We start from the raw sequence: 19,807 nt of genomic DNA on the forward strand, positions 1-19,807 counted from the left end.
TAACTATGGGCGATCTTGTCATGACCGTCGGACCTCCGGAGTCGGCGGCGAGGTCATCGGAGGTGGCGATGCGGGCCGGACGGTGGATGATCGTCGTCTGGCTGGTCATCGGAGGGCTCGCCGCAGGGCAGCGCCACTACTACGCCCATTTCAACGGGAGCTGCTCCAGCTTCGCCACGATCGGCCTCACGATGATCTCCGGACCGCTCAACTACATCGGTCTCAACCCGACCGCGTACTGCAAGGTTCCCCAGCCCAGCAAGTGATCTCCGGTCGTCCTTCAGCGCAGGTGTTCATCGGGAGCACGGACCGCGCGGGGACGATACGTTCGCAGCCTCTTCAGGAGCCGCGCCATCGCCTCGGCGCGCCGCTGGCGGCGGTACTCCACCCGGCCGGCGATCCAGAGGAAGAAGGCGGCCAGCGGGAGTTCGCCGAACAGCGCCAGGATCAGCGCGAACGTCAGCTCGCCGCGGCTGTCGGCGGTCACCACGTCGAACCACGCGTCCACCAGCAGCAACGTGCCCGTGATCGCCGCACTCAGCTCGATGTGCTCGCGGCCCTTCTGGGCGAGCCAGCCGGTGCGCAGGAGCATCGCGCACAGCCCGAGGTCGAAGCCGACCCACGAGGCGTTGTAGTGGGCCGCCTCGTGGCTGGTGGGCAGGACGAAGCTCAGGCCGGTGATCCACGGCAGCATGGCGACGCCCGCGCCGATGATCAGCCAGCCGGCCCAGCGCGGCACCACCCGTGTCGGCCGGAGCTCGCGTGTGAGCGTTCCCTCGAGCTGCTCGGTGCGGGGCGTCTCGGGAGGCTCGACGGCCCGGGCCGTCTCCGCGGCGTGGGTCACGGTCAGGTCCGGATCCGGGTCGTCGGTGGTGGAGGTCGGTGCGCCCGCGGCCGGGACGGGGGTGGCGGCCGTGTGGCCTTCATCGGAACGGGGGTCTTGGGCCATGAGCCCATGATCCGCCGTTCAAGGCGTGCGTGATGTCTCATTCGCGCGTGTCGCCCGAGCTCGCCGGGACGACGTCGTTCGCACCGGAGCGCCGGGCTCCCCGACCGGCCCGGTCGAGGGCCACGGTACGGCGATCGATACGCTGAGGCTCATGCGTTGGGTGGTCGCGGCGGTTCTCGACCTGTGCTGTGTCATGGCGTTCGTGCTGCTCGGACGGGCGGGGCACAGCGAAGGCGAGACCATCGCCGGAATCGCGAGGACGGCCTGGCCGTTCCTGGCGGGCCTGCTGATCGGCTGGGCGGCGACGCGCGCCTGGCGGCGGCCCGCGGCGCTCGCGGGCACCGGCGTCGGCGTCTGGCTGGCGACCGTCGCCGCCGGCATGGTCCTGCGTGTCGTCGCCGGTCAGGGAACCGCCGTCACCTTCGTCCTGGTCTCCCTCGTCTTCCTCGGGCTGTTCATGTTCGGCTGGCGCCTCGTGGCCCGCCGTGCATGGCCTGACCCGTCACGGAAGACCACGGCCGCGCCGCGCGACGCGGCACGGCCCTGATCTCCGGCCCTTCGCGTCATTCGAAGAGGGACGGGTCTCCGGCGCCGACCCGGACGATCTCAGGCTCATCCTGGGAGAAATCGACCACTGTCGTCGGCACGGCGCCGCACTCACCCGAGTCGACGACGGCGTCCACCATGTGATCGAGTCTCTCCTTGATCTCCCAGCCCTGGGTCATCGCCTCGCTCTCCCCCGGCAGGAGAAGGGTGCTCGACAGCAGCGGTTCGCCGAGTTCGGCCAGCAGCGCCTGGGTGACGGTGTGATCGGGGATCCGGACGCCGACGGTCTTCTTCTTGGGGTGCAGCAGGCGCCGCGGCACCTCTTTCGTCGCGGGCAGGATGAACGTGTAGCGCCCGGGAGTCGCCGCCTTGATCGACCGGAACAGCGCGTTGCTGATCTGGACGAACTGGCCGAGCTGCGCGAAGTCCCGGCAGACGAGGGTGAAGTGATGGCTGCTGTCGAGCTGGCGGATCTCCCTGATCCGGTCGATGCCGTCCTTGTTGCCCAGACGGCACCCGAGCGCGAAGCACGAGTCGGTCGGATAGACGATCAGCCCGTCCGCGCGGAGCAGGTCGACCACCTGACGGAGCGCCCGAGGTTGCGGATTGTCCGGATGCACATCGAAGTACCTGGCCACCGAACACAGCTTAAGAGCAGACCGATCACGAGCGCACGCCCGGCCTGCGGCGACGGCGAAGCCGCCCGCCGGTGAGAGCGGACGGCTTCGCGGCCGGTGCGGCTCAGGACAGCCCGCGCAGGTCGATACGGCGGAAGGTGATGGTCTCGTTGGCACCGGCGGTGCCCGTCTCGTACAGCAGGCCGACGGTGCGGGCGTCGACCTGGACGAGGTCGGAGTAGGAGGCCGGCAGCGACGACAGCGTGAGCGCGGAACGCCAGGTGACGCCACCGTCGCGGCTGGTGCGCAGCGTCATCACCGCCCGCTTGCTCGGATCGGCCGGGCCGGAGAAGAGCAGTGGCGCCTTCGGCCCGCGCGCCTGCAGGACGCTGCCCTCCACGACCGGTCCGGCCAGCGCCAGCTGCGGGCTGAACGGCTGCCGCAGCGTCCGGCCGCCGTCCAGGCTGTAGGCGTCGGCCCGGTTGCCGGGCGCGGTGCCGTTCTGGTCGCGGGTGTTGAAGTAGACGCGCCCGTCCGGCAGCTCCGTGGCGGTCGTCTCGTTGACGTTCACCTGACCGTCGGGGTTGTCGTCGACGTAGCCGATGTGCCAGGTCCGGCCGCCGTCGTCGCTGTAGAGATCGTGCCCGCCGTAGTACTTGGCCTCCGACCCCAGGTCGGAGGAGCCCGCGGGCGGGGCGATCGAGTGGTTCGCCGGGACGACGAGCCGTCCGCGGTGCGGGCCGTGGGTCAGCCGCGTCGCGTGGCCGGGCCCGGTCGCGTACCAGCGCCAGTTCGGCAGCTTGGCCGCGGCGGTGATCTCCCGGGGCGCGGACCAGGTCGTGCCGTCGTCGTCGCTGTACTGCACGAACACCCGTCGGCCGTCCGAGGCCGGCACCTGTCCGCGCAGGATCTGCGTCTCCGTTGCGCTGCCGGCGTTGTAGGTGGTCAGCAGCACGACGCGGCCGCTCGCCGTGACGACGGGCGCGGGGTTGCCGGAGGTGTTCGGGCCGCTGTCCTGGACCACCCGCAGCGGTGACCAGGTGCAGCCGCCGTCGGTCGACCGCTTCACGACGGTGTCGATGTTCCCGGCGTCGCCGAGCCCGTCGGACCGCCCCTCGGCGAACGCGAGCAGGTCGCCCGACCTGGTCTCGACGATCGCCGGGATGCGGAACGCACTGTATCCCTCGGTCCCCGCCGTGTACGGCACGGACACCTCGCACCGGCCCGGTACGGCCTGGGCCGGTGCGATGCCGGTGGTCACGGCCGCGACCAGCGCTCCGGCGCTGACGGCGAGCACCGTGCTCCCGCGCTTCTGCAGACGCATCAGCTTCCCCAATCCGGACGTAGGACGTCCTATGTCCGTGGCAAGTTAGTGCGACCCGCCGAAAGCGTCAAGAGTGCGACCCCGGCGGCTTCGACACGTCGGCGAGCGGCTCATGGAGGACCGCGTCCCTCGTTCGCGTCCGTCGTTCACTCAGGGATGTCAGGCCAGGGCGTACATGCGGATGGCGACGACGTCCCCTTCCGCCTGGCGCGCGAGACCGACGAAGATGGTCTCGGCGAGCCATCGGTGCGCCGGCGCGTCGGTACGGAAGGTCGGCGAGGTGCGGTAGTACACGCCCTTCTCGGTCACTCGCAGGTCACCGTCGTACTGGTCGGAGCCTTCCGTGTGCTCGTGGTAGTAGCCCCGGTCGACGATGTCGATGACGGCGCCGTCGTCCGCCTGGAGAAGGTGACGGGCGTCGAGTTCGCAGACGCGGCCACGGGTGTTCGACCAGTCGCCGCCGCCGGGAAGGACGATCCCGCGCAGCGAGGGACCGTCGACCGTGCCGCCTGTAGCCGTAGTGGGAATCGGCCGCCAGGCGGACCCCGTCCCTCATCGGAATCACCGTGACGTTCGGCGGACGCGGCGACGAAGGCGGTGGCCGCGGCTCCGGCGGGTGCCCGCGTTCGGGCACCCGCGAGCCTCTTAGTCTGAGCGGGAGGAGGCGAACCCATGGCATCCAACCCCACCGGCCCCGAATCGGTGTTCACCTACGGCGCGCCGCAACTGAAGTTCGGCCCGGGCGCGTCCGCCGAGATCGGATTCGACCTGACCCAGTACGGCGCGCGCCGCGTCCTGCTCGTCACCGATCCGGGTGTGGCGGCCACCGGTGCCCCGCAGCGGATCGCGGACCAGATGAAGGCGTACGGGATCGAGGCGGAGGTGTTCGACGGCGTTCACGTCGAACCCACCGACGCCGCACTCCGCCAGGCCGTCGAGCGGGCACGTGACTCCGGTCCCTGGGACGCCTACGTCGCGGTCGGCGGCGGATCGAGCATCGACACCGCCAAGGCGATCAACCTGCTCACGACCAACGAGGGCGACCTGGCGGACTATCTCAACCCGCCGGTCGGCGCCGGACGGGCTCCGGCCCGGCCGCTGCTGCCCCTGATCGCCGTTCCCACGACGACCGGTACCGGCGCCGAGAGCACGACGGTCTGCGTTCTCGACGTGCTCTCGCTGAAGGTCAAGACCGGGATCAGCCATCCCCGGCTACGGCCCACCCTCGCGGTGGTCGACCCGGACCTGACGATGACCCAGCCGGCGGGCGTCACCGCGTCGGCGGGCATGGACATCGTCTGTCACGCCCTGGAGAGCTACACGGCCAAGCCGTACACCTCCTTCGAGCGCAAGTCCCCCGAGCAGCGGGTGCCGTACTGCGGCGCCAACCCGGTCGCCGACATGTGGTCCGAACGCGCGCTGGCCCTGATCGCCCGGTCGTTCCGGACCGCCGTACGCGACGGGGACGACGCCGAGGCCCGCGGCGACATGGCGCTGGCCGCCACGTTCGCCGGCCTCGGGTTCGGCAACGCGGGCGTGCACATCCCGCACGCCGACGCGTACCCGATCGCCGGGCGGGTCGGGGAGTTCCGCCCGGCCGGCTATCCGGAGGAGCAGCCGCTGGTTCCGCACGGCATGGCGGTGGCGCTGACGGCGCCGGAGGCGTTCCGGTTCACCTTCGAGGCGTGTCCGGAGCGGCACGTACGGGCCGCGCGGTTGCTCGCCCCGGACCTGGAACCGCCCGGCGACGCGGCCGAACACCTTCCACGGGCGTTGCTGAGTCTCATGCGGGACATCGGGATGCCCGACGGGATCGGCGAGGTCGGTTACACCGGTGCCGACGTTCCCGCCCTCGTCGAGGGGGCCGTCAAACAACGCCGGCTCCTGGACATGTCGCCCCGGCCGGTGACGGAGGACGACCTCGCACGGATCTTCACCCGATCCCTGAGTCTGTGGTGACGCCGGCCGGGGCGCCGCCGACCGCGTCATGGCGGGCCGACGCGGACCTCCGTGCCGGCGCAGGGGCGGGTCATTCCGACCAGCAGTAGCTGACCCGTACGCGCAGGGGACTGCCCCATTCGATGTTCACCCAGGTCCGGATGCCGCCCTGGTAGGGCTCGATGTTGTGGACGGCCATGCGCGCGTCCCCGATCTTGGGGACGTTGTCGTCGCCCACCTCCACGATCGAGGCGTACACGAGCGTGGACGGGGTGATCCAGCTCGCTCCGACGTCGAGGATCACGTCTCCGTTCGCCGTGAAATAGCCCCAGCCATTGCCCATGGCCTGGGCGCCAGGCTTGACGGCGGGCTCAAGGATGGTATTTACCGTCTGCAGTGTCATGTTTCTCCCTTTCGGTACCGTATGCGCGCCGGATGTCGTCTCTCGTAGGGCCCACACGCCGGGCGACCTTCCCCATCCGGCCCCATTCCCGCAGGCCCACCACGCCCATCCCGGCGACATGCCCGCCCTCGCCATGGCCGCGGCAAAGGCGCGCCGAGACGCGCACGGCTGACATTCGGTCGGCCGATTCATTCATTGACGTGCGACTTTTTGGTGATTACGGTCGAACGGCCATAGATGTGGATCATGCCGGGCCGAGCGCGAATCCTCCGCTTCGCCGGTGCCGGCATCGAGGAAGGTGCGCCAATGAGGTGCAGGTCAGGAACCTGCCGAGGCGGGCGTGTCGTCGGCGTGGTCACCGCCGCCGTGGTCGGGCTCTCCACCGTGGTGTCCGGGGTGGGCACGGCCGGGGCGACCACCGGTGCGTCGGCGCCGTCTCAGCCGTCGCTGGAATTCACGAACCCCAACAGCCAGGCGCTCTTCGGTACCGCGTACGAGGCCGCGTTGAAGAACGTGCTCCAGACCAACACGATCGGCTTCGATCCGGCGGTCTACAACAAGAGTGGCCTGATGGATCCGGGTGTGGGCATCCTGCGCGCGGGAGGCGGCTACCCCCAGCCGTGGACCCGCGACGCCTCGGTGAACAGCTGGAACGCCGCCAGCCTGCTGAGTCCGGCCGTGGCGCGCAACACGCTCTGGTCGGCGGTGGACAAGGACGCGGGCGGCGACCTGCGGGTCCAGCAGGACGATCAGCAGTGGGACCAGGTCATCTGGGTGACGGCCGCGTGGAACCACTACCTGGTCACCGGCGACACGGCGTTCCTGCGTGCGGCCTACCAGACCGCCGCCGACACCCTGACGATTCGCGAACACGCCACGACGGCGGGCTACAACTCCACTTATGGCCTGTTCACCGGCGCGTCCTTCTTCAACGACGGGATCGCCGGCTACCCGGCACCCCCCGCCGACGCCACCGAGTCGGTCAGCACCGGGTCCATGCCGTGGCCGGGCGTGGCCACGGGAATGTTCCTGAGCACGAACGAGGTGTACTACGCCGCCTACGTCAACGCGGCGAACATGGCGGCGAAGGTCGGCCGTCCGGCATCCGAGGTCGCGTCCTACCGGTCGAAGGCCGCGCGGCTCAAGGCAGCGATCAACAAACGGTTCTGGAACCCCAAGACGGGCCTGTACGACTACATGCTGCTGGCGGACGGAACGACCGGCCCGTACCAGGAGGGCACCGGACTCGCGTTCGCGCTGATCTTCGGAATCGCGAACAAGTCCCAGGCGAAGTCGATCCTCGCGCACGCCGACGAGATGACCTGGGGCATGCCCGACACCTACCCGAACTGGGCGCGCTACTCCGACGACCAGCCCGGCCGGCACAACGCGATCGTCTGGCCCGTCGTCCAGGGTCTCTGGGCGAAGGCGCTGGCGGGGCAAGGGGCGCAGGAGGCGTTCGCCTCCGAGACCGCGAGGCTGGCCAAGCTCGGCGACGACAACAGCGGGTTCTGGGAGATCTACAACGGCCACACGGGCGTGGTCGACGGTGGCTGGCAGCGCCTGGGCGACACGGTGAAGTTCCACTGGGGCTCGGAGCCCGACCAGACCTGGTCGGCCACGGCATTCCTCAACATGATCGACTCCGGGCTCTTCGGGCTGAACTTCGGCGACCGGAGCCTGTCGGTGACGCCGACCCTCCCGGCCGGCTGGGGCGACGTGACCCTGCGGGGCCTGCACTACCGCGACGCGACCCTGACGATCGCCCTGCACGGAGCGGGCACGAGGATCCGTTCGTTCACGGTCGACGGCCGGCGCGTGCACGGCGACAGTGTCCCGGCGTCGCTGACCGGCGAGCACACCGTCGACGTCACGCTCGCCGGCGCGGTCGACAAGGACCGAGACGGGGACGGCGTCCCCGACTCACGTGACCGCTGCGCGGACACCGCCGGCACCAAGGCGCTCGGCGGATGCCCCGACCCCGGGCACATCGAGGCGGAGGACGCCCTCAACACCGGCGGCGTCAAGACGAACGTGAACCACTCCGGGTACAGCGGTCGCGCATTCCTCGACGGACTCTGGGCCCAGGGAGCCGCGTCGTCGTACACCCTGCACCGTGAGACGGCGAAGCCCGGCCTGGGAAGCATCACGCTGCGCTACGCCAACGCCAACGACGACGCCCGTACGATGACGCTCTCGGTCGACGGCCGGAAGACGCGGCAGGTGACCTTCCCCAAGGTCTCCGACAGCTGGGACGGTTGGGGCACCGTGACGGTCGCCGACATCCCCGTCAGCGGCTATGACCCCGTCGTCACCATCTCGTACGAGCCCGGCGACAACGGGTCCATCAACCTCGACTGGCTGGAGTTCCACGGCTCGGCCGGTTGATCCCGCACAGGGGCCGCCGGCACTCCGTGCCGGCGGCCCCGTGGCAGGGTCATCCGTTGAAGTCGGAGAAGAACCGGGCCTGGTCGAACCGGCCGGCGGCCAGGTCCGTGTGGGTCATCACGAAGGACACGAGGCAGAGAGGGCTTCCGCCGAAGTCGTGGCCGACGAGGTCGTCGGTCAGGTACAGCTGGGCGAGAAGGCTCTCCTCCGTGGGCGCGTCCACCGGGTTGCCCACGCCGCTGGTGCTCTCGTCGGCGTAGCCGCCGATAACCAGCTGGAGATCGTCGTCGGAGCCGAGACCGATGACGACCTCCGCGATCAGTTCCTCGTCGTGGACCTGCGGACCGAGGTCGATCGCGCTCTCCGAGCGTTCCACCGGAAGGGACCATCCCGCCCTGCCGTGCAGCGGAAGAGGGTCATAGACCGGCGCGTACATGCCCTCCGGCACGTCGCGTTCGACGACCGGGACACCGGCCGGCACGTAGACGACCGCGCAACGCTCCGGCACGATCTCCGGCTCGGCGAAGAACACCAGGCCGCCGTCCGGTGGGAGGTTCAGGTCGTGGCTCTCCGCGGGAATCGCGGCGAGGTCGACGGTGGCGACACAGGCCGTGCCGCGCGGCCATTCCACTCCCTCCGGCAGCGCCGGCCTGCCACCGAACCGGCCGGCCACCGGGCCGTCGCCCGTGCGGGACATCTCGAACCGGGGACGCGCCAGGCGCAGCCACCACTCGATGGCCTCGTCCGGCAGCCCCTTGTCAGCCGCCGCCGCACGAAACTCCTGCCGTAGCTCCATGGCGGAGCATTCTGCAGGATGCCGGCGACGGGCACGCGCCTTTCCCGCGAAGCCGGTCGCCCCCGTTTCAGCGCGGATCGACCAGGAGCTCGAACCCGGTTGGGGTGAGGGTGGCCCGGGCGTCGGTCCGCACTTCACCGTCGGTGCGGAACCTCAGCCGTTGCAGGAGGACCGCGAGCATCGTGATCACCTCGGTGCGGGCGAAGCGCGCTCCCAGGCACCGTCGCGGGCCCGCGCCGAATGGCACGTACGCGCCCGGCGGCGGGGAGAAATGCTCCCACCTCCGGATATCGAACCGCTCCGGATCGGGATAGCACTCGGCGACCCGGTGCGTGACCCAGAAGGGGATGACGACGCGCGAACCCGGCGGCAACGTCCAGGAGCCGCAGGCGGCGCCCTCCCCCACCACCCGCTCCACGACCCAGCTCGCCGGCCACAGCCGCAGTGTCTCGTCGACGACCCAGCCGAGCTCCGGCGGCTCCGGCGCGGAGCCGCGCCACCGGTCCGCCGCGGCTCTCGCCGTCTCCTGCTGCTCCCGGTGACGCGCCAACTCGACGAGCGCCCACGCCGTCGCCGCCGCCGGAATCCCGTGCGCGGCCAGGAGTATCGAGGTCAGTGCGTCGACCACGGCGGCGTCGTCGAGACCACCGCGGTACAGCACGTCGACGAGCCCGCCTTCACCGCCGCTCTTCGCCGCGGCCAGCAGGGCGGCGTGCATCTTCGTGATCCGCCTGCTCGCGCGCCACTCCCGATGCTGGATGAGCTTCACCCAGGCCGGGAACTCGTACGGGCTCGCGATGATCGGGAAGAGGGCGTCCAGCATCGCCTGTGCCGTCTCCGGGACCGCGGAGGCGTCCCGGGTTCCGAAGCAGAACCGGGCGACCGACTCCGAGGTGACCTTCGCGAGGGTCGCCATCAGATCGTCGACGCGGCGCCGCTGCAGCAATCGCTCCGACAGCTCCCCGGCCGTCCCGGCCAGCCAGCGTGCGTGATCTTCGAGCATTTCGGCGGTCATGCCGACGATGGCCGTCCTCCGGGTGGACATCCACTCGCCGAGCTGCGCGGAACCCGGTGTCGCCGTGGACTTCCTTCGCCGCAGGTCGCGATCCAAGAAGTACGTCCGGTTGGTGTTCCGGAGTACGGCGTGCACCTCCTCAGGCCCCGTCACCAGGATGGCGCCCGGCCAGAGGCGCACCACCGGCCCGTACCGGCGCGCCGCCGCATAGAAGAACCCGAGCCGATCATCCTTGTAAGAATGCACCGCGCTGGCGCGGTCGAGGTCAAGGGCGGGCATCTCGTCGATATTCCGCGTGGTTCTGCTGACGTCGGCAGTCATTGATCAACCAGTTTCCCAGCGCGCCCGCTGATTGCCGGATCGGCGCCTCCCGCTGGGAGCAGGAGAGCGGGAGACGCCGGGCACTCGGCCTAATGCCAGATGTAACTGGCGGGGTGCTCCTTGATTCCCACCATGCGCGCGAGCTTGAGAATCACACGACTGAGCGGGGACGCCTGCTTGGCCATTGCACACCTCCCTCCGCCTGGAGCGGGACACAAATCACGGTAATATGCAGTCAAATACCCGTCAATCTTCGCTCAGCGAAATAGGCATGCCTACATCCGCCGGCTCGTACGGCCGTCGTTCGAGGTCGCGCACAGAGCATCGTCGACCAGCGTGCTCTCGGCCGCTTCGATGCGGAGGACGTGGTCCGCCGATTCGGCGTTCGCGCCCGACAGGGAGACCGTGACGCCATGCCGGCCGTCGGCGGTGACGCCGGTGGCGGTGATCCAACCGGAGTCGCCGCCTTCGTGGCCCCAGTACGTGCCGCCGCACGACAGCGGGCGTGAGAAGATCCCCAGCCCGTCGCGGGCGCCCGGCATGAGCGGTTCGAACTTCTCGCCCACGGGAACGGCCTGCTTCATCTGCGCCAGTTGCGCCGGGGGCAGGAGGCGACCGCCCAGCAGGACGCGGAAGAACCGGTCGAGATCGGCGGTGGTGGAGACGAGCCCGGCCTCTCCGTTGCCGACCAGGCCGACCTGCTCGGTGACGTCCACGAGCGGTCCACCGCTCTCGAACCGCTGGTAGGTCTCGGCGTGGGGCCGGGGCAGCGTGGGTGACGTGCCCGGCCAGAACGTGTGACGGAGACCGAGCGGCCGGACGATCCGGTCCCGTACCTCCTCATGCCAAGGGTGCCCGGTGACCCGCTGGATGACCATGCCGAGCAGGACGTACCCGGTGTTGGAGTAACTCCAGTCCGTCCCGGGCTGGAAGTCCGGCCGGTGGCGCATCGCCCGCGCGACGATCTGCTCGGCGGTGTAGGTGTCGTACCGGTGCTGGTAGAAGTCCTCCGCCGAGGTGTAGTCGGGATAGTCGTCGTGGATGCCGCTGGTGTGCTGGAGCAGGTTACGGATGGTGATCGCGCGGCCGTCGTTGCCGTTTCCGGACACCACGCCGGGCAGCCATCGCTCCACCGTGTCATCCAGGGAGAGCCTGCCGTCGCCGGCCAGTTGCAGGATCACGGTGGCGACGAACGTCTTGGTGACGCTGGCGATCCGGAGGTAGCCGTCCGGGGAGACCGGCCGCCGGGTCGTCAGGTCGGCGACGCCGCTGGTGGCGGTCACGTTCCGGCCGTCCGGGGTGACCAGGCGCGCCTGCACCCCCGTCACGCCGAGTGCGGTGATCGCGTCGGCGTCGCGCCGTAGCTCGATCCGGTCGCCGTGCCGTGGGGCGGCGCTCGCGCCGGGTGTCCAACCGGTGGAGAGGGTTCCGGCCACGATGGCGGCCAGCGCCAGGTTCCGCCGGGTGGATCGGCCGCGCCGCCGCGGTGAGTGAATCGCTGAACTCGTCATGGGCGTCGACGCTAGGTCTGGCCGGGGGAAGCGGACGATACAGCGCTCCAGTGGGAAAAAGGGGTAGTGGGCTGTAGTGCCGGGCCCGCTCGCCGTGACTCAGACTGTGCGGATGAACTCCCCCGGGGCCGGCCGTCTTCCGGCGATGTGGCGCGGTCTGGCCTATCTGCTGGTGAGCCTGCTCACCGCCGCGGTCGCCCTGCTCGCGACGCCCGTACTCATCGTCCCGGCGGTGGCCCGCGCCTGGGCGTCCTGGCATCGTCGCCGCGCCGACCGGCTGCTGGGCCGTCCGCGTTCCGGGCCCGTCCGTGCCGGTGCGTGGCGGGTTCTCGGGTGGCTGGGCACGTACATCGTGACCGGTCTGGCGTTCGGGCTCGTGGCGGTGGTGTGCGCGGGCAACGCCGTGGCCACGGCCGTCACGGTCCCCTTGTGGTGGGCGTTGCCGGCCGGCACCCGCGCGGGCGGCTTCGCCGCCGGTGTTCCCCTGACCGGGTGGGGAACGGCGTTGACCCTGGGGACCGGGCAGTTCGTCATCTTCTCGGCCCTGACGTACGGGCTGGTTCCCCCGCTGGCGCGCCTGCACGCCCGGATCACCGTCGCGCTGCTGTCCCCCTCGGCCGCGGACCGGTTGGCGCAGCGGGTGGAGACGCTGACCGAGACGCGGGCCGGCGCCATGAACGCCCACGGCGCGGAACTCCGCCGGATCGAACGCGACCTGCACGACGGCACCCAGGCACGGCTGGTGGCCATCGCGATGCGGCTGGGCGCCGCCCGTGAGTCGCTGGGCGAGGACCCCGAACTGGTGGGCAGGCTCCTGCGCGAAGCGCATGAGAACACCGAGGAGGCCATGGCGGAGTTGCGCGAGGTGATCCGGACGATCTACCCGCCGATCCTCGCCGATCGTGGACTCGTCGGAGCACTGACCGCCCTGGGCACCCGATCGGCGATCGACACGACCCTCGACATCGGCGACCTCGGCACGATCCCCGCCGCGGTCGAGGCCGTGGCCTACTTCACGATCGCCGAGGCGCTCACCAACGCCGCCAAGCACAGCCAGGCCGCCCGGACCACCGTCCGCGTCGTACGCTCCGGCGACCGGCTGTCGATCGGGGTCGGCGACGACGGGATCGGCGGCGCCGACGAGACGCTGGGCACCGGCCTCGCCGGGATCCGCCACCGCGTTCTGGCGCTCGACGGCACCGTGCGCGTTCACAGCCCCGCCGGCGGCCCGACCACGATCACTGTGAGCCTGCCGTGCGGGTCGTGATCGCCGAGGACAACGTCCTGCTCTCCAGTGGGCTGGAACTCCTGCTGACCGCCAGGGGCTTCGACGTCGCCGCGATCACCCAGGACGCCCCGGCCTTCATCGCCGCCGTCGCCGAACACCGGCCCGACGTCACCATCGTCGACGTACGGCTGCCGCCGACCTTCCGCGACGAGGGCATCCACGCCGCCCTCCACGCCCGGCGCCGGTACCCCGGCCTGCCGGTGCTCGTCCTCTCCCAGTACGTCGAGCAGCAGTACGCGGGCGAGCTGATCTCCGACAGGCGCGGCGGCGTCGGCTACCTCCTCAAGGACCGGGTGAGCCGGGTGAGCGAGTTCGTCGACGCCCTGCGGCGGGTCGCCGACGGCGGCACGGTCATGGACCCCGAAGTGATCGCGCAGCTCCTCACCCGGCACGCCCACGACCCGATCGCCGACCTCACACCGCGCGAACGCGAAGTGCTCGCCCTGATGGCCGAAGGAAAGGACAACGCCACCATCGCGGCCCGGCTCGTCATCACCGAGAACGCCGTCCACAAGCACATCGGCAACATCTTCGCCAAGCTCGGCCTCTCGCCGGCCGACAGCGGCCACCGCCGCGTCCTCGCCGTCCTCACCTATCTCAGCCGCCAATGAGCCCCGGCACCGGTCGGAACTCGGACGACCTCGGCGTCGGCGTACGAGGCCGGGAGAAGGTACGGCGGGCCGCACCGGAGTCGCGGAGCGGCCCGCCGCGGCGGCGCTGTCAGCGCGGCGCGGCGAGATATCCCGCGAGGTGGTCGATGACCTCGCGGGCGTCGTCCTCGATGCCGTAGATGAAGGTGGACTTGCGCCGTCGCAGCACGGGCAGGCCCAGCGCGTACAGTCCCGGGCCGTCGACCACGCCGCCCTCGTGGCGCAGCCGGCCCTTCTCGTCGAGCACGGGCACGTCGAACCATCGGTAGTCGGGCCGGAAACCGGTCGCCCACACGATCGTGGTGATCTCGCCGCTGCGCAGGTCGAGTTGCAGCCGTGTGGAGGCGGGCACCCGCGTGGGCGGGAGACGCTCGGGCGGAGCGACGTCCGCGTCCAGCCCATTCTCCCGCGCCCACGTGTCGAAGGTGTCGAGCAGGCGTTCCAGTTTGAGGTCCGCGAGCGAGAAGACGTTGCGCAGGCCGCCGGAGAACAGCGCGCGGCCGTCGCGTACGGCCGCCCAGCGCCCCACCGGCTCGACGCCCAGCGCGGTGAGCGCGTTGATGTCGAGCGTCGTCCGCTCAGGGGTGCCGACGAGCTGGGGAGACGGGAGCCGCCGGGCCCGCTCGAGGTCGTCGACCTCGCCGTACCGCTGGTCCCACAGACCGGAGGCGTCCATCCACCACAGCACGTCGCGGCCGCGGTACGTCCGCGGCATCCGTACCTGCTCCCCCACCGCGATGGTCACCGGCCGGCCCGACCGGCGCAGCTCCGCCGCCAACTGCACGCCGGTCGCCGACGCCCCCACGACGAGCACGCCGCCGTCGGGCAGCCCGGCGGGGCCGCGGTAGTCGAACGGCGTCAGCTGCCGGACGGACGCCGGTACGGCGGCTGCGAGCTGCGGCACCGTCGGCCGGTTGCAGGCGCCGCTCGCGATGACGACCGTCCGGCAGCGGATCTCGCCGTGGTCGGTCGTCACGTGGTAGCCGTCGTCGGCGCGCCGTAGCGACGTGACGTTCGTCCCGGTCCGGACGGGAGCGTCCGCGACCTTCGCGAACCGTTCGATGAACTCGGTGACATCATCCATCGTCATATAGCCGTCGGGGTCCGGGCCTTCGTAGTGGTGGCCCGGCAGGCGGCTCTGCCAGTTGGGCGTGAGAAGCCGCAGAGAGTCCCAGCGTTCGTGCCGCCAGGAGTTCGCGACCTCGCCGCGCTCCAGCACGACGTGGTCGATCGACCTTTCGCCGAGGAAGTGGCTCGCGGCGAGGCCCGCGTGCCCCGCGCCGATGACGACGGTTGTGACGCGTTCGATGGTGGGACCCCTCAGGCGACGTCGACGGTGACGTCCGTGGGGTTCGTCAGAGCGTCGAACACGGCGGAGCGCTTCTGGGACTGGGCCACCAGCGCTTCGATCTCCTGCCGCGAGGCGTCCGCGTCGATGGTGAACGTCACCTTGACGTCGGTGAAGCCGTTGCGGACGTCGCTGTCGGCGCCGAGGATCCCGCGGATGTCGTGCCTGCCCTCGACCGTCGACTCGACCGAGCGGAGCTGGATGCCACGGTTCTGCGCGACGGACGCCACGCCCGCCGTCAGGCAGGCCGCCAGGCCGACGAGGAGGTACTCGATCGGCGTGATGCCGTTGTCCTCGGCCGCGAAGACCGCGGGGTGGTCGGCCTCGAACACCGACTCGGTCTTGTGGCTCTGTTCCTGTCCGAGACCGAAGAAGTCGCGGACCGTCGTGGTGCTGTGGACGCCGTCCTGCCACTTGGAGGAGGCCCGCCAGGTGAACTGGGCGGCCTCGGGAGCTCCCTTCAGCGCGTCGCGCGCCTCGAGCAGCGCCTGCACGTTGACTCCGTTAGCGACCGTGGTCATGTCGGATGATGCCCTCTCGTCGAATTGCTCACATTCCCGATGGGTTCGCTTGACAATACACCGACAGTGACGGGCACCATAGCCCCTGTGACGAATTCGGTTTCCACGCTCGCGGCGGGGTCGGCCGGCACGGTCGAGACGCGGTATCTCGACCTGCCGGAGCCGGTGCGACTCGACTGCGGGCGGGAGCTGCACCCGGTCCGCGTGGCGTACGAGACCTACGGCGTCCTGTCCCCCCGGCGCGACAACGTCATCCTGGTGTGCCACGCGCTCAGCGGTGACGCCCACGCGGCGGGTTTCGCGAAGGCGCCGCCCGAGGAGAGCACACGCGACGGGTTCGGAGCCGAGGATCGCGACGGGCCGGCCGTGAAGGGGCTCGGCTGGTGGGACGGGATGATCGGCCCCGGCAAGGCGTTCGACACCGACCGCTTCTTCGTCGTCGCCACGAACCTGCTCGGCGGATGCAGCGGGACGACGGGGCCGTCGTCCGTGGACCCGGCGACGGGCCGGCCGTACGGGCCGGACTTCCCCGTGATCACCGTCGCGGACATGGTGCGCACCCAGCGCGCGTTCCTCGACGCGCTCGGCATCGAGCGGCTCGCGGCGGTGGCCGGCGGCTCTCTCGGCGGCATGCAGGCCCTCGAATGGGCGATCCTGTTCCCCGACCAGGTCGACGCCGTCGTGGTGATCGCCAGCACGCACGCGCTCCACCCGCAGGGCGTCGCCTGGAACGCGATCGCGCGCGAGGCGATCATGCGCGATCCGGCCTGGCAGGGCGGCCGGTACCACGGAACGGGCCGCGCGCCCGACGCCGGCATGGGCGTGGCGCGGATGGTCGGCCACGTGACGTACCTGTCCGCACCGGCGCTGGAGGACAAGTTCGGCCGCCGGCTGCAGTTCGCCGACGACATCCGCTACACGATCACGGACGCGGAGTTCGCGGTCGAGAGCTACCTGCGCCACCAGGCCGGCTCGTTCGTCAAGCGCTTCGACGCCAACACCTACCTCTACACCTCGCGCGCGCTGACCTACTTCGACCTCGCGCGCCAGTACGGCGGCGGATCGCTCGAGCGGGCGCTCCAGTGCGTCTCGGCACGGACGCTGCTGATCGCGTTCAGCTCCGACTGGCTGTACCCGCCGTCCGCGTCGAGGGAGATCGAGGAGACGCTCCTGGCCCTCGGCAAGCCGGTCGAGTGCCACGTGATCGACGCACCGTACGGCCACGACTGCTTCCTCCTGGAAGAGGCGCGGCAGACACCCATCATCCGCCGGTTCCTGAGTGACCACCGTCCGGTCCACGGCGGGGCCGGATGACGTCGAGGAAGAGACCTTCGTGACCGACAGCCCTCCCCGCACCGAAGAGGCCCGCGCGTTCGGGTTCGAGACACGGCAGCTGCACGCCGGGCAACGGCCCGACCCGAACACGGGCGCGCGTGCGGTGCCGATCTTCCAGACGTCCAGCTACGTGTTCGAGGATCCCGAGTCCGCGGCGGCGTACTTCAACCTGCAGGAGTACGGGAACACCTACTCGCGCATCATGAACCCGACCGTCGCGGTTTTCGAGGAGCGCGTGGCCAACCTCGAAGGCGGCTGCGGCGCGGTGGCGTTCGCCAGCGGCATCGCCGCGCAGGCGGCCGCGCTCTTCACGCTGCTCCAGCCGGGCGACCACGTCGTCTCGTCGTCGGCGCTCTACGGCGGCACGGTGAACCAGCTCAAGCACCTGCTGCGCAAGATGAGCGTGGAGCTGACGTGGGTCGATCCCGACGACCCGGACGCCTGGCGGCAGGCGGTCCGCCCGAACACGAAGGCGTTCTTCGGCGAGACCATCGGCAACCCCGCCGGGAACGTGCTCGACATCGAGGCCGTGGCGGCCGTCGCACACGAGCACGACCTGCCGCTCATCGTGGACAACACGTTCGCGACGCCGTATTTGTGCCGACCGATCGAATGGGGCACCGACATCGTGATCCACTCGGCGACCAAGTTCATCGGCGGGCACGGCACGAGCATCGGCGGCGTCGTCGTCGAGGCCGGCACGTTCGACTGGTCCAACGGCCGGTTCCCTGTCGTCGCGGACCCGTCACCGGCCTACCACGGCCTGCGGTTCCACGAGACGTTCGGGACGTACGGCTATCTGATGAAGCTCCGGGCCGAGACCCTGCGCGATCTCGGTGCGGCCCTCTCACCGTTCAACGCCTTCCTGTTCCTGCAGGGCCTCGAGACGCTGTCGCTGCGGATGGACCGCCACGTCGAGAACGCCCGGGCGGTCGCGGCGTTCCTGGAGTCGCACGAACTGGCGTCGAACGTGACGTATCCCGGCCTGCCGGCGAGCCGGTACCGGCCGCTCGTGGACAAGTACCTGCCGCGCGGCGCCGGCGCGGTCTTCTCGTTCGACTGCTCCGGCGGCCGGGCCGGCGGGACGGCCCTCATCCGCGGCCTGACACTCTGGTCCCACCTGGCGAACGTCGGCGACGCCAAGAGCCTGGTCATCCATCCCGCCAGCACGACGCACCGGCAACTCGGCGACGACGAGTTGCGCGCCGCCGGCGTCGGGCCGGGCACGGTACGCCTGTCGGTCGGCACCGAAACCGTCGACGATCTGATCTGGGACCTGGAGCAGGGCTTCGCGCATGTCGCCGCGGCGGCGGAGAAGGAGACCACGGCATGATCGAGCTCGCGCGGTACCAGGACGCCTCGGCGATCCAGCGCGTCCTCCACACGGCCAGGACGGTCGCCATCGTGGGGCTCTCTGGCAACGAGCTGCGGGCCAGCTACTTCGTCGGCTACTACCTCAAGCGGCACGGCTACCGGGTGATCCCCGTCAATCCCCGCGAGACGCGGATCCTCGGCGAGACGTGCTATCCGAGCCTGTCCGACGTGCCCGAGCCGGTGGACGTCGTGAACGTCTTCCGCGCTCCGGACGCACTGCCGGGGATCGCGCGGGAGGCCGTGGCGATCGGCGCCGACGCCCTGTGGTGCCAGTTCGGCGTCATCAACGAGGAGGGCGCGCGGATCGCCGAGGACGGCGGCCTCACCGTCGTCGTGGACCGCTGTATCAAGATCGAGCACGCGCGCTACGTCGGGCGGATGCACTGGCTCGGCTTCAACACCCAGCGCATCACCTCGGTCCGGACGGGTCTCCAGTAGCCGACCGATCTCCCGCGGCATGCCGGCCGGGGCGCGGTGTGGGGCGGATCTTCCGTGTTCTCGACCGCTCGCAGTCGGCCGAGCACCCGCTCGACGAGATGTTGGAAGGCGCCGGTCGCTCCTGGACGTACGTCTGGGTGCTCCCGAGCGCCCCGTCGGCGACCTTCAGATCGAACATGAGCTTACGGGCGTCGTGCACGAACGGCCGTCGACCTGCGCGCGGCAGATCATGATCCGCTGTACGCGTTCTGCACCGCCTCGAACGCCGCGTGCACGGCGGCCGTTTCCGCGTCGGTGAGATCCATCGGCCGATGAGCGAAGGCGTTGCCCGTGACGTGGGTTTCCAGCCCCATCGCCTCGATGGTCGAGGTGAGCGCACCGACGGCGCGGAGCAGGAGGGAGATCGACTGTGTCGCCTGATCGACGTCCTGGTGAGCGTCGAACCCCTCGACCAGTCTCCTCAAGCCTCGCAGCAGATCGTCATCATGCCCGGGCATGCCGGTCGTACGGTGCTCCGAAGCCGGGGAGTCGTCCTGGAAGGGCGATCGATGGCGGAAACGGCCATGGAGCGGCTCGCCCAGCGTGTCCAGGATGTCGTAGAGCCCGCCGTAGGCCCAGTCGATCCGCCAGCCCGGCCAGGTCTGGGCCATGACCGCCAGCACCGCCGCGCGGTAGGCGACATCCTCATAGCAGTGCGAGTACCAGAGCAGGCGATGCTCGTCGTGGTCGATCAGTGCGGCCGCCTCGCAGTCCATCTCGTCCAGCCACCGGTCTTCGGTCCGCTGCCCCTGAGCGAACCGGGTGGCCGCCTCCGGGCCGGCGAGCAGATCCAGCTCCATGGCATCCCCGCCCCACTGCGTGTAGCGACGCTCCCACGAACCACCGGCCTTCACGACGTAATGCGCACGAGAACCCATGAACTCAATGTAATCATATGATTACTCCGTGTGCAGCCATAGTGTTCACTCTCGCCATCACGCCGCCGGCGACAACGGAACGATCCCGTCGAACCAGGCAGCCAACGTCCCCTCTGGCCACCACATCG

Annotated in this window: 20 protein-coding genes; 9 read left to right on the forward strand and 11 right to left on the reverse strand. The window is 70.4% G+C overall.

What is annotated here, in order from left to right; translation table 11 throughout:
• Nucleotides 1–20 precede the first annotated feature (20 nt).
• Nucleotides 21–266, forward strand: a complete 246-nt coding sequence (locus NE234_RS37125) for a hypothetical protein (protein WP_252785642.1) — start codon at nucleotides 21–23, stop codon at nucleotides 264–266.
• Nucleotides 267–280: 14 nt separating this feature from the next.
• Here NE234_RS37125 and NE234_RS37130 read toward each other — a convergent pair whose 3' ends face one another.
• On the reverse strand, nucleotides 281–949 hold the full coding sequence (locus NE234_RS37130; protein ID WP_252785643.1) for a hypothetical protein: 669 nt from the start codon (nucleotides 947–949) through the stop codon (nucleotides 281–283).
• A 151-nt stretch (nucleotides 950–1,100) separates the two neighbouring features.
• Here NE234_RS37130 and NE234_RS37135 point away from each other — a divergent pair, with 151 nt between their 5' ends.
• Nucleotides 1,101–1,496 (forward strand): DUF3054 domain-containing protein, encoded by a 396-nt coding sequence (locus NE234_RS37135; protein WP_252785644.1) that lies wholly within the window; start codon nucleotides 1,101–1,103, stop codon nucleotides 1,494–1,496.
• A gap of 16 nt (nucleotides 1,497–1,512) precedes the next feature.
• Here the strand turns inward: NE234_RS37135 and NE234_RS37140 are convergent, their stop codons facing one another.
• From NE234_RS37140 to NE234_RS37150, 3 genes are all read right to left on the reverse strand, one after another.
• Nucleotides 1,513–2,133 (reverse strand): L-threonylcarbamoyladenylate synthase, encoded by a 621-nt coding sequence (locus NE234_RS37140; RefSeq protein WP_252785645.1) that lies wholly within the window; start codon nucleotides 2,131–2,133, stop codon nucleotides 1,513–1,515.
• Nucleotides 2,134–2,236: 103 nt separating this feature from the next.
• Entirely contained in the window at nucleotides 2,237–3,436 is a 1,200-nt protein-coding gene (locus tag NE234_RS37145; protein WP_252785646.1) for a sialidase family protein, read from the reverse strand.
• Nucleotides 3,437–3,595: 159 nt separating this feature from the next.
• Entirely contained in the window at nucleotides 3,596–3,964 is a 369-nt protein-coding gene (locus tag NE234_RS37150) for a DUF3237 domain-containing protein (RefSeq protein WP_308206974.1), read from the reverse strand.
• 144 nt (nucleotides 3,965–4,108) lie between these two features.
• On the opposite strand from NE234_RS37150, the gene NE234_RS37155 reads away from it, so the two are divergent.
• Complete coding sequence (locus tag NE234_RS37155) at nucleotides 4,109–5,395, forward strand: hydroxyacid-oxoacid transhydrogenase (protein WP_252785647.1); 1,287 nt, start codon at nucleotides 4,109–4,111, stop codon at nucleotides 5,393–5,395.
• 70 nt (nucleotides 5,396–5,465) lie between these two features.
• On the opposite strand, the gene NE234_RS37160 is transcribed toward NE234_RS37155, so the two are convergent.
• Nucleotides 5,466–5,777 carry a hypothetical protein gene (locus NE234_RS37160; protein WP_252785648.1) on the reverse strand — a complete coding sequence of 104 codons (312 nt, stop codon included), beginning with the start codon at nucleotides 5,775–5,777 and terminating at the stop codon, nucleotides 5,466–5,468.
• 306 nt (nucleotides 5,778–6,083) lie between these two features.
• Between NE234_RS37160 and NE234_RS37165 the strand changes: the two genes are divergently transcribed.
• Nucleotides 6,084–8,165: an MGH1-like glycoside hydrolase domain-containing protein gene (locus NE234_RS37165; protein ID WP_252785649.1), complete on the forward strand. Its 2,082-nt coding sequence runs from the start codon at nucleotides 6,084–6,086 to the stop codon at nucleotides 8,163–8,165.
• Between the two features lie 49 nt (nucleotides 8,166–8,214).
• Here the strand turns inward: NE234_RS37165 and NE234_RS37170 are convergent, their stop codons facing one another.
• From NE234_RS37170 to NE234_RS37180, 3 genes are all read right to left on the reverse strand, one after another.
• Nucleotides 8,215–8,961: a DUF1963 domain-containing protein gene (locus tag NE234_RS37170; RefSeq protein ID WP_252785650.1), complete on the reverse strand. Its 747-nt coding sequence runs from the start codon at nucleotides 8,959–8,961 to the stop codon at nucleotides 8,215–8,217.
• A gap of 67 nt (nucleotides 8,962–9,028) precedes the next feature.
• On the reverse strand, nucleotides 9,029–10,255 hold the full coding sequence (locus tag NE234_RS37175) for a cytochrome P450 (protein WP_252785651.1): 1,227 nt from the start codon (nucleotides 10,253–10,255) through the stop codon (nucleotides 9,029–9,031).
• A gap of 317 nt (nucleotides 10,256–10,572) precedes the next feature.
• Entirely contained in the window at nucleotides 10,573–11,808 is a 1,236-nt protein-coding gene (locus NE234_RS37180) for a serine hydrolase domain-containing protein (RefSeq protein ID WP_252785652.1), read from the reverse strand.
• 112 nt (nucleotides 11,809–11,920) lie between these two features.
• Between NE234_RS37180 and NE234_RS37185 the strand changes: the two genes are divergently transcribed.
• Both NE234_RS37185 and NE234_RS37190 read left to right on the forward strand, forming a co-directional pair.
• The gene (locus NE234_RS37185) at nucleotides 11,921–13,075 is read left to right on the forward strand and encodes a sensor histidine kinase (RefSeq protein ID WP_252785653.1); all 1,155 of its coding nucleotides are present in this window, start codon (nucleotides 11,921–11,923) and stop codon (nucleotides 13,073–13,075) included.
• On the forward strand, nucleotides 13,063–13,707 hold the full coding sequence (locus NE234_RS37190; RefSeq protein WP_252785654.1) for a LuxR C-terminal-related transcriptional regulator: 645 nt from the start codon (nucleotides 13,063–13,065) through the stop codon (nucleotides 13,705–13,707). Before NE234_RS37185 ends, NE234_RS37190 begins: the two co-directional genes overlap by 13 nt.
• Nucleotides 13,708–13,816: 109 nt before the next feature.
• On the opposite strand, the gene NE234_RS37195 is transcribed toward NE234_RS37190, so the two are convergent.
• Nucleotides 13,817–15,070 carry an NAD(P)-binding domain-containing protein gene (locus tag NE234_RS37195; protein ID WP_252785744.1) on the reverse strand — a complete coding sequence of 418 codons (1,254 nt, stop codon included), beginning with the start codon at nucleotides 15,068–15,070 and terminating at the stop codon, nucleotides 13,817–13,819.
• A complete protein-coding gene (locus tag NE234_RS37200; protein WP_252785655.1) occupies nucleotides 15,067–15,615 on the reverse strand; it encodes an OsmC family protein in 549 nt (182 codons plus the stop codon). The genes NE234_RS37195 and NE234_RS37200 overlap by 4 nt, the downstream gene beginning before the upstream one ends.
• Before the next feature lie 87 nt (nucleotides 15,616–15,702).
• Between NE234_RS37200 and metX the strand changes: the two genes are divergently transcribed.
• Genes metX through NE234_RS37215 form a run of 3 tightly spaced genes read left to right on the forward strand, consistent with a single transcriptional unit; the run spans nucleotide 15,703 to nucleotide 18,762 of the window.
• Nucleotides 15,703–16,929, forward strand: a complete 1,227-nt coding sequence (metX, locus tag NE234_RS37205; protein ID WP_252785656.1) for a homoserine O-acetyltransferase MetX — start codon at nucleotides 15,703–15,705, stop codon at nucleotides 16,927–16,929.
• A 19-nt stretch (nucleotides 16,930–16,948) separates the two neighbouring features.
• Nucleotides 16,949–18,283, forward strand: a complete 1,335-nt coding sequence (locus NE234_RS37210; protein ID WP_252785657.1) for an O-acetylhomoserine aminocarboxypropyltransferase/cysteine synthase family protein — start codon at nucleotides 16,949–16,951, stop codon at nucleotides 18,281–18,283.
• Nucleotides 18,280–18,762 (forward strand): CoA-binding protein, encoded by a 483-nt coding sequence (locus NE234_RS37215; protein ID WP_252785658.1) that lies wholly within the window; start codon nucleotides 18,280–18,282, stop codon nucleotides 18,760–18,762. The genes NE234_RS37210 and NE234_RS37215 overlap by 4 nt, the downstream gene beginning before the upstream one ends.
• A 227-nt stretch (nucleotides 18,763–18,989) precedes the next feature.
• Here NE234_RS37215 and NE234_RS37220 read toward each other — a convergent pair whose 3' ends face one another.
• On the reverse strand, nucleotides 18,990–19,679 hold the full coding sequence (locus NE234_RS37220) for a hypothetical protein (RefSeq protein ID WP_252785659.1): 690 nt from the start codon (nucleotides 19,677–19,679) through the stop codon (nucleotides 18,990–18,992).
• Nucleotides 19,680–19,807: the final 128 nt, after the last annotated feature.

The organism is Actinoallomurus rhizosphaericola (genome assembly GCF_024055675.1).
Lineage (GTDB): Bacteria > Actinomycetota > Actinomycetes > Streptosporangiales > Streptosporangiaceae > Actinoallomurus > Actinoallomurus soli.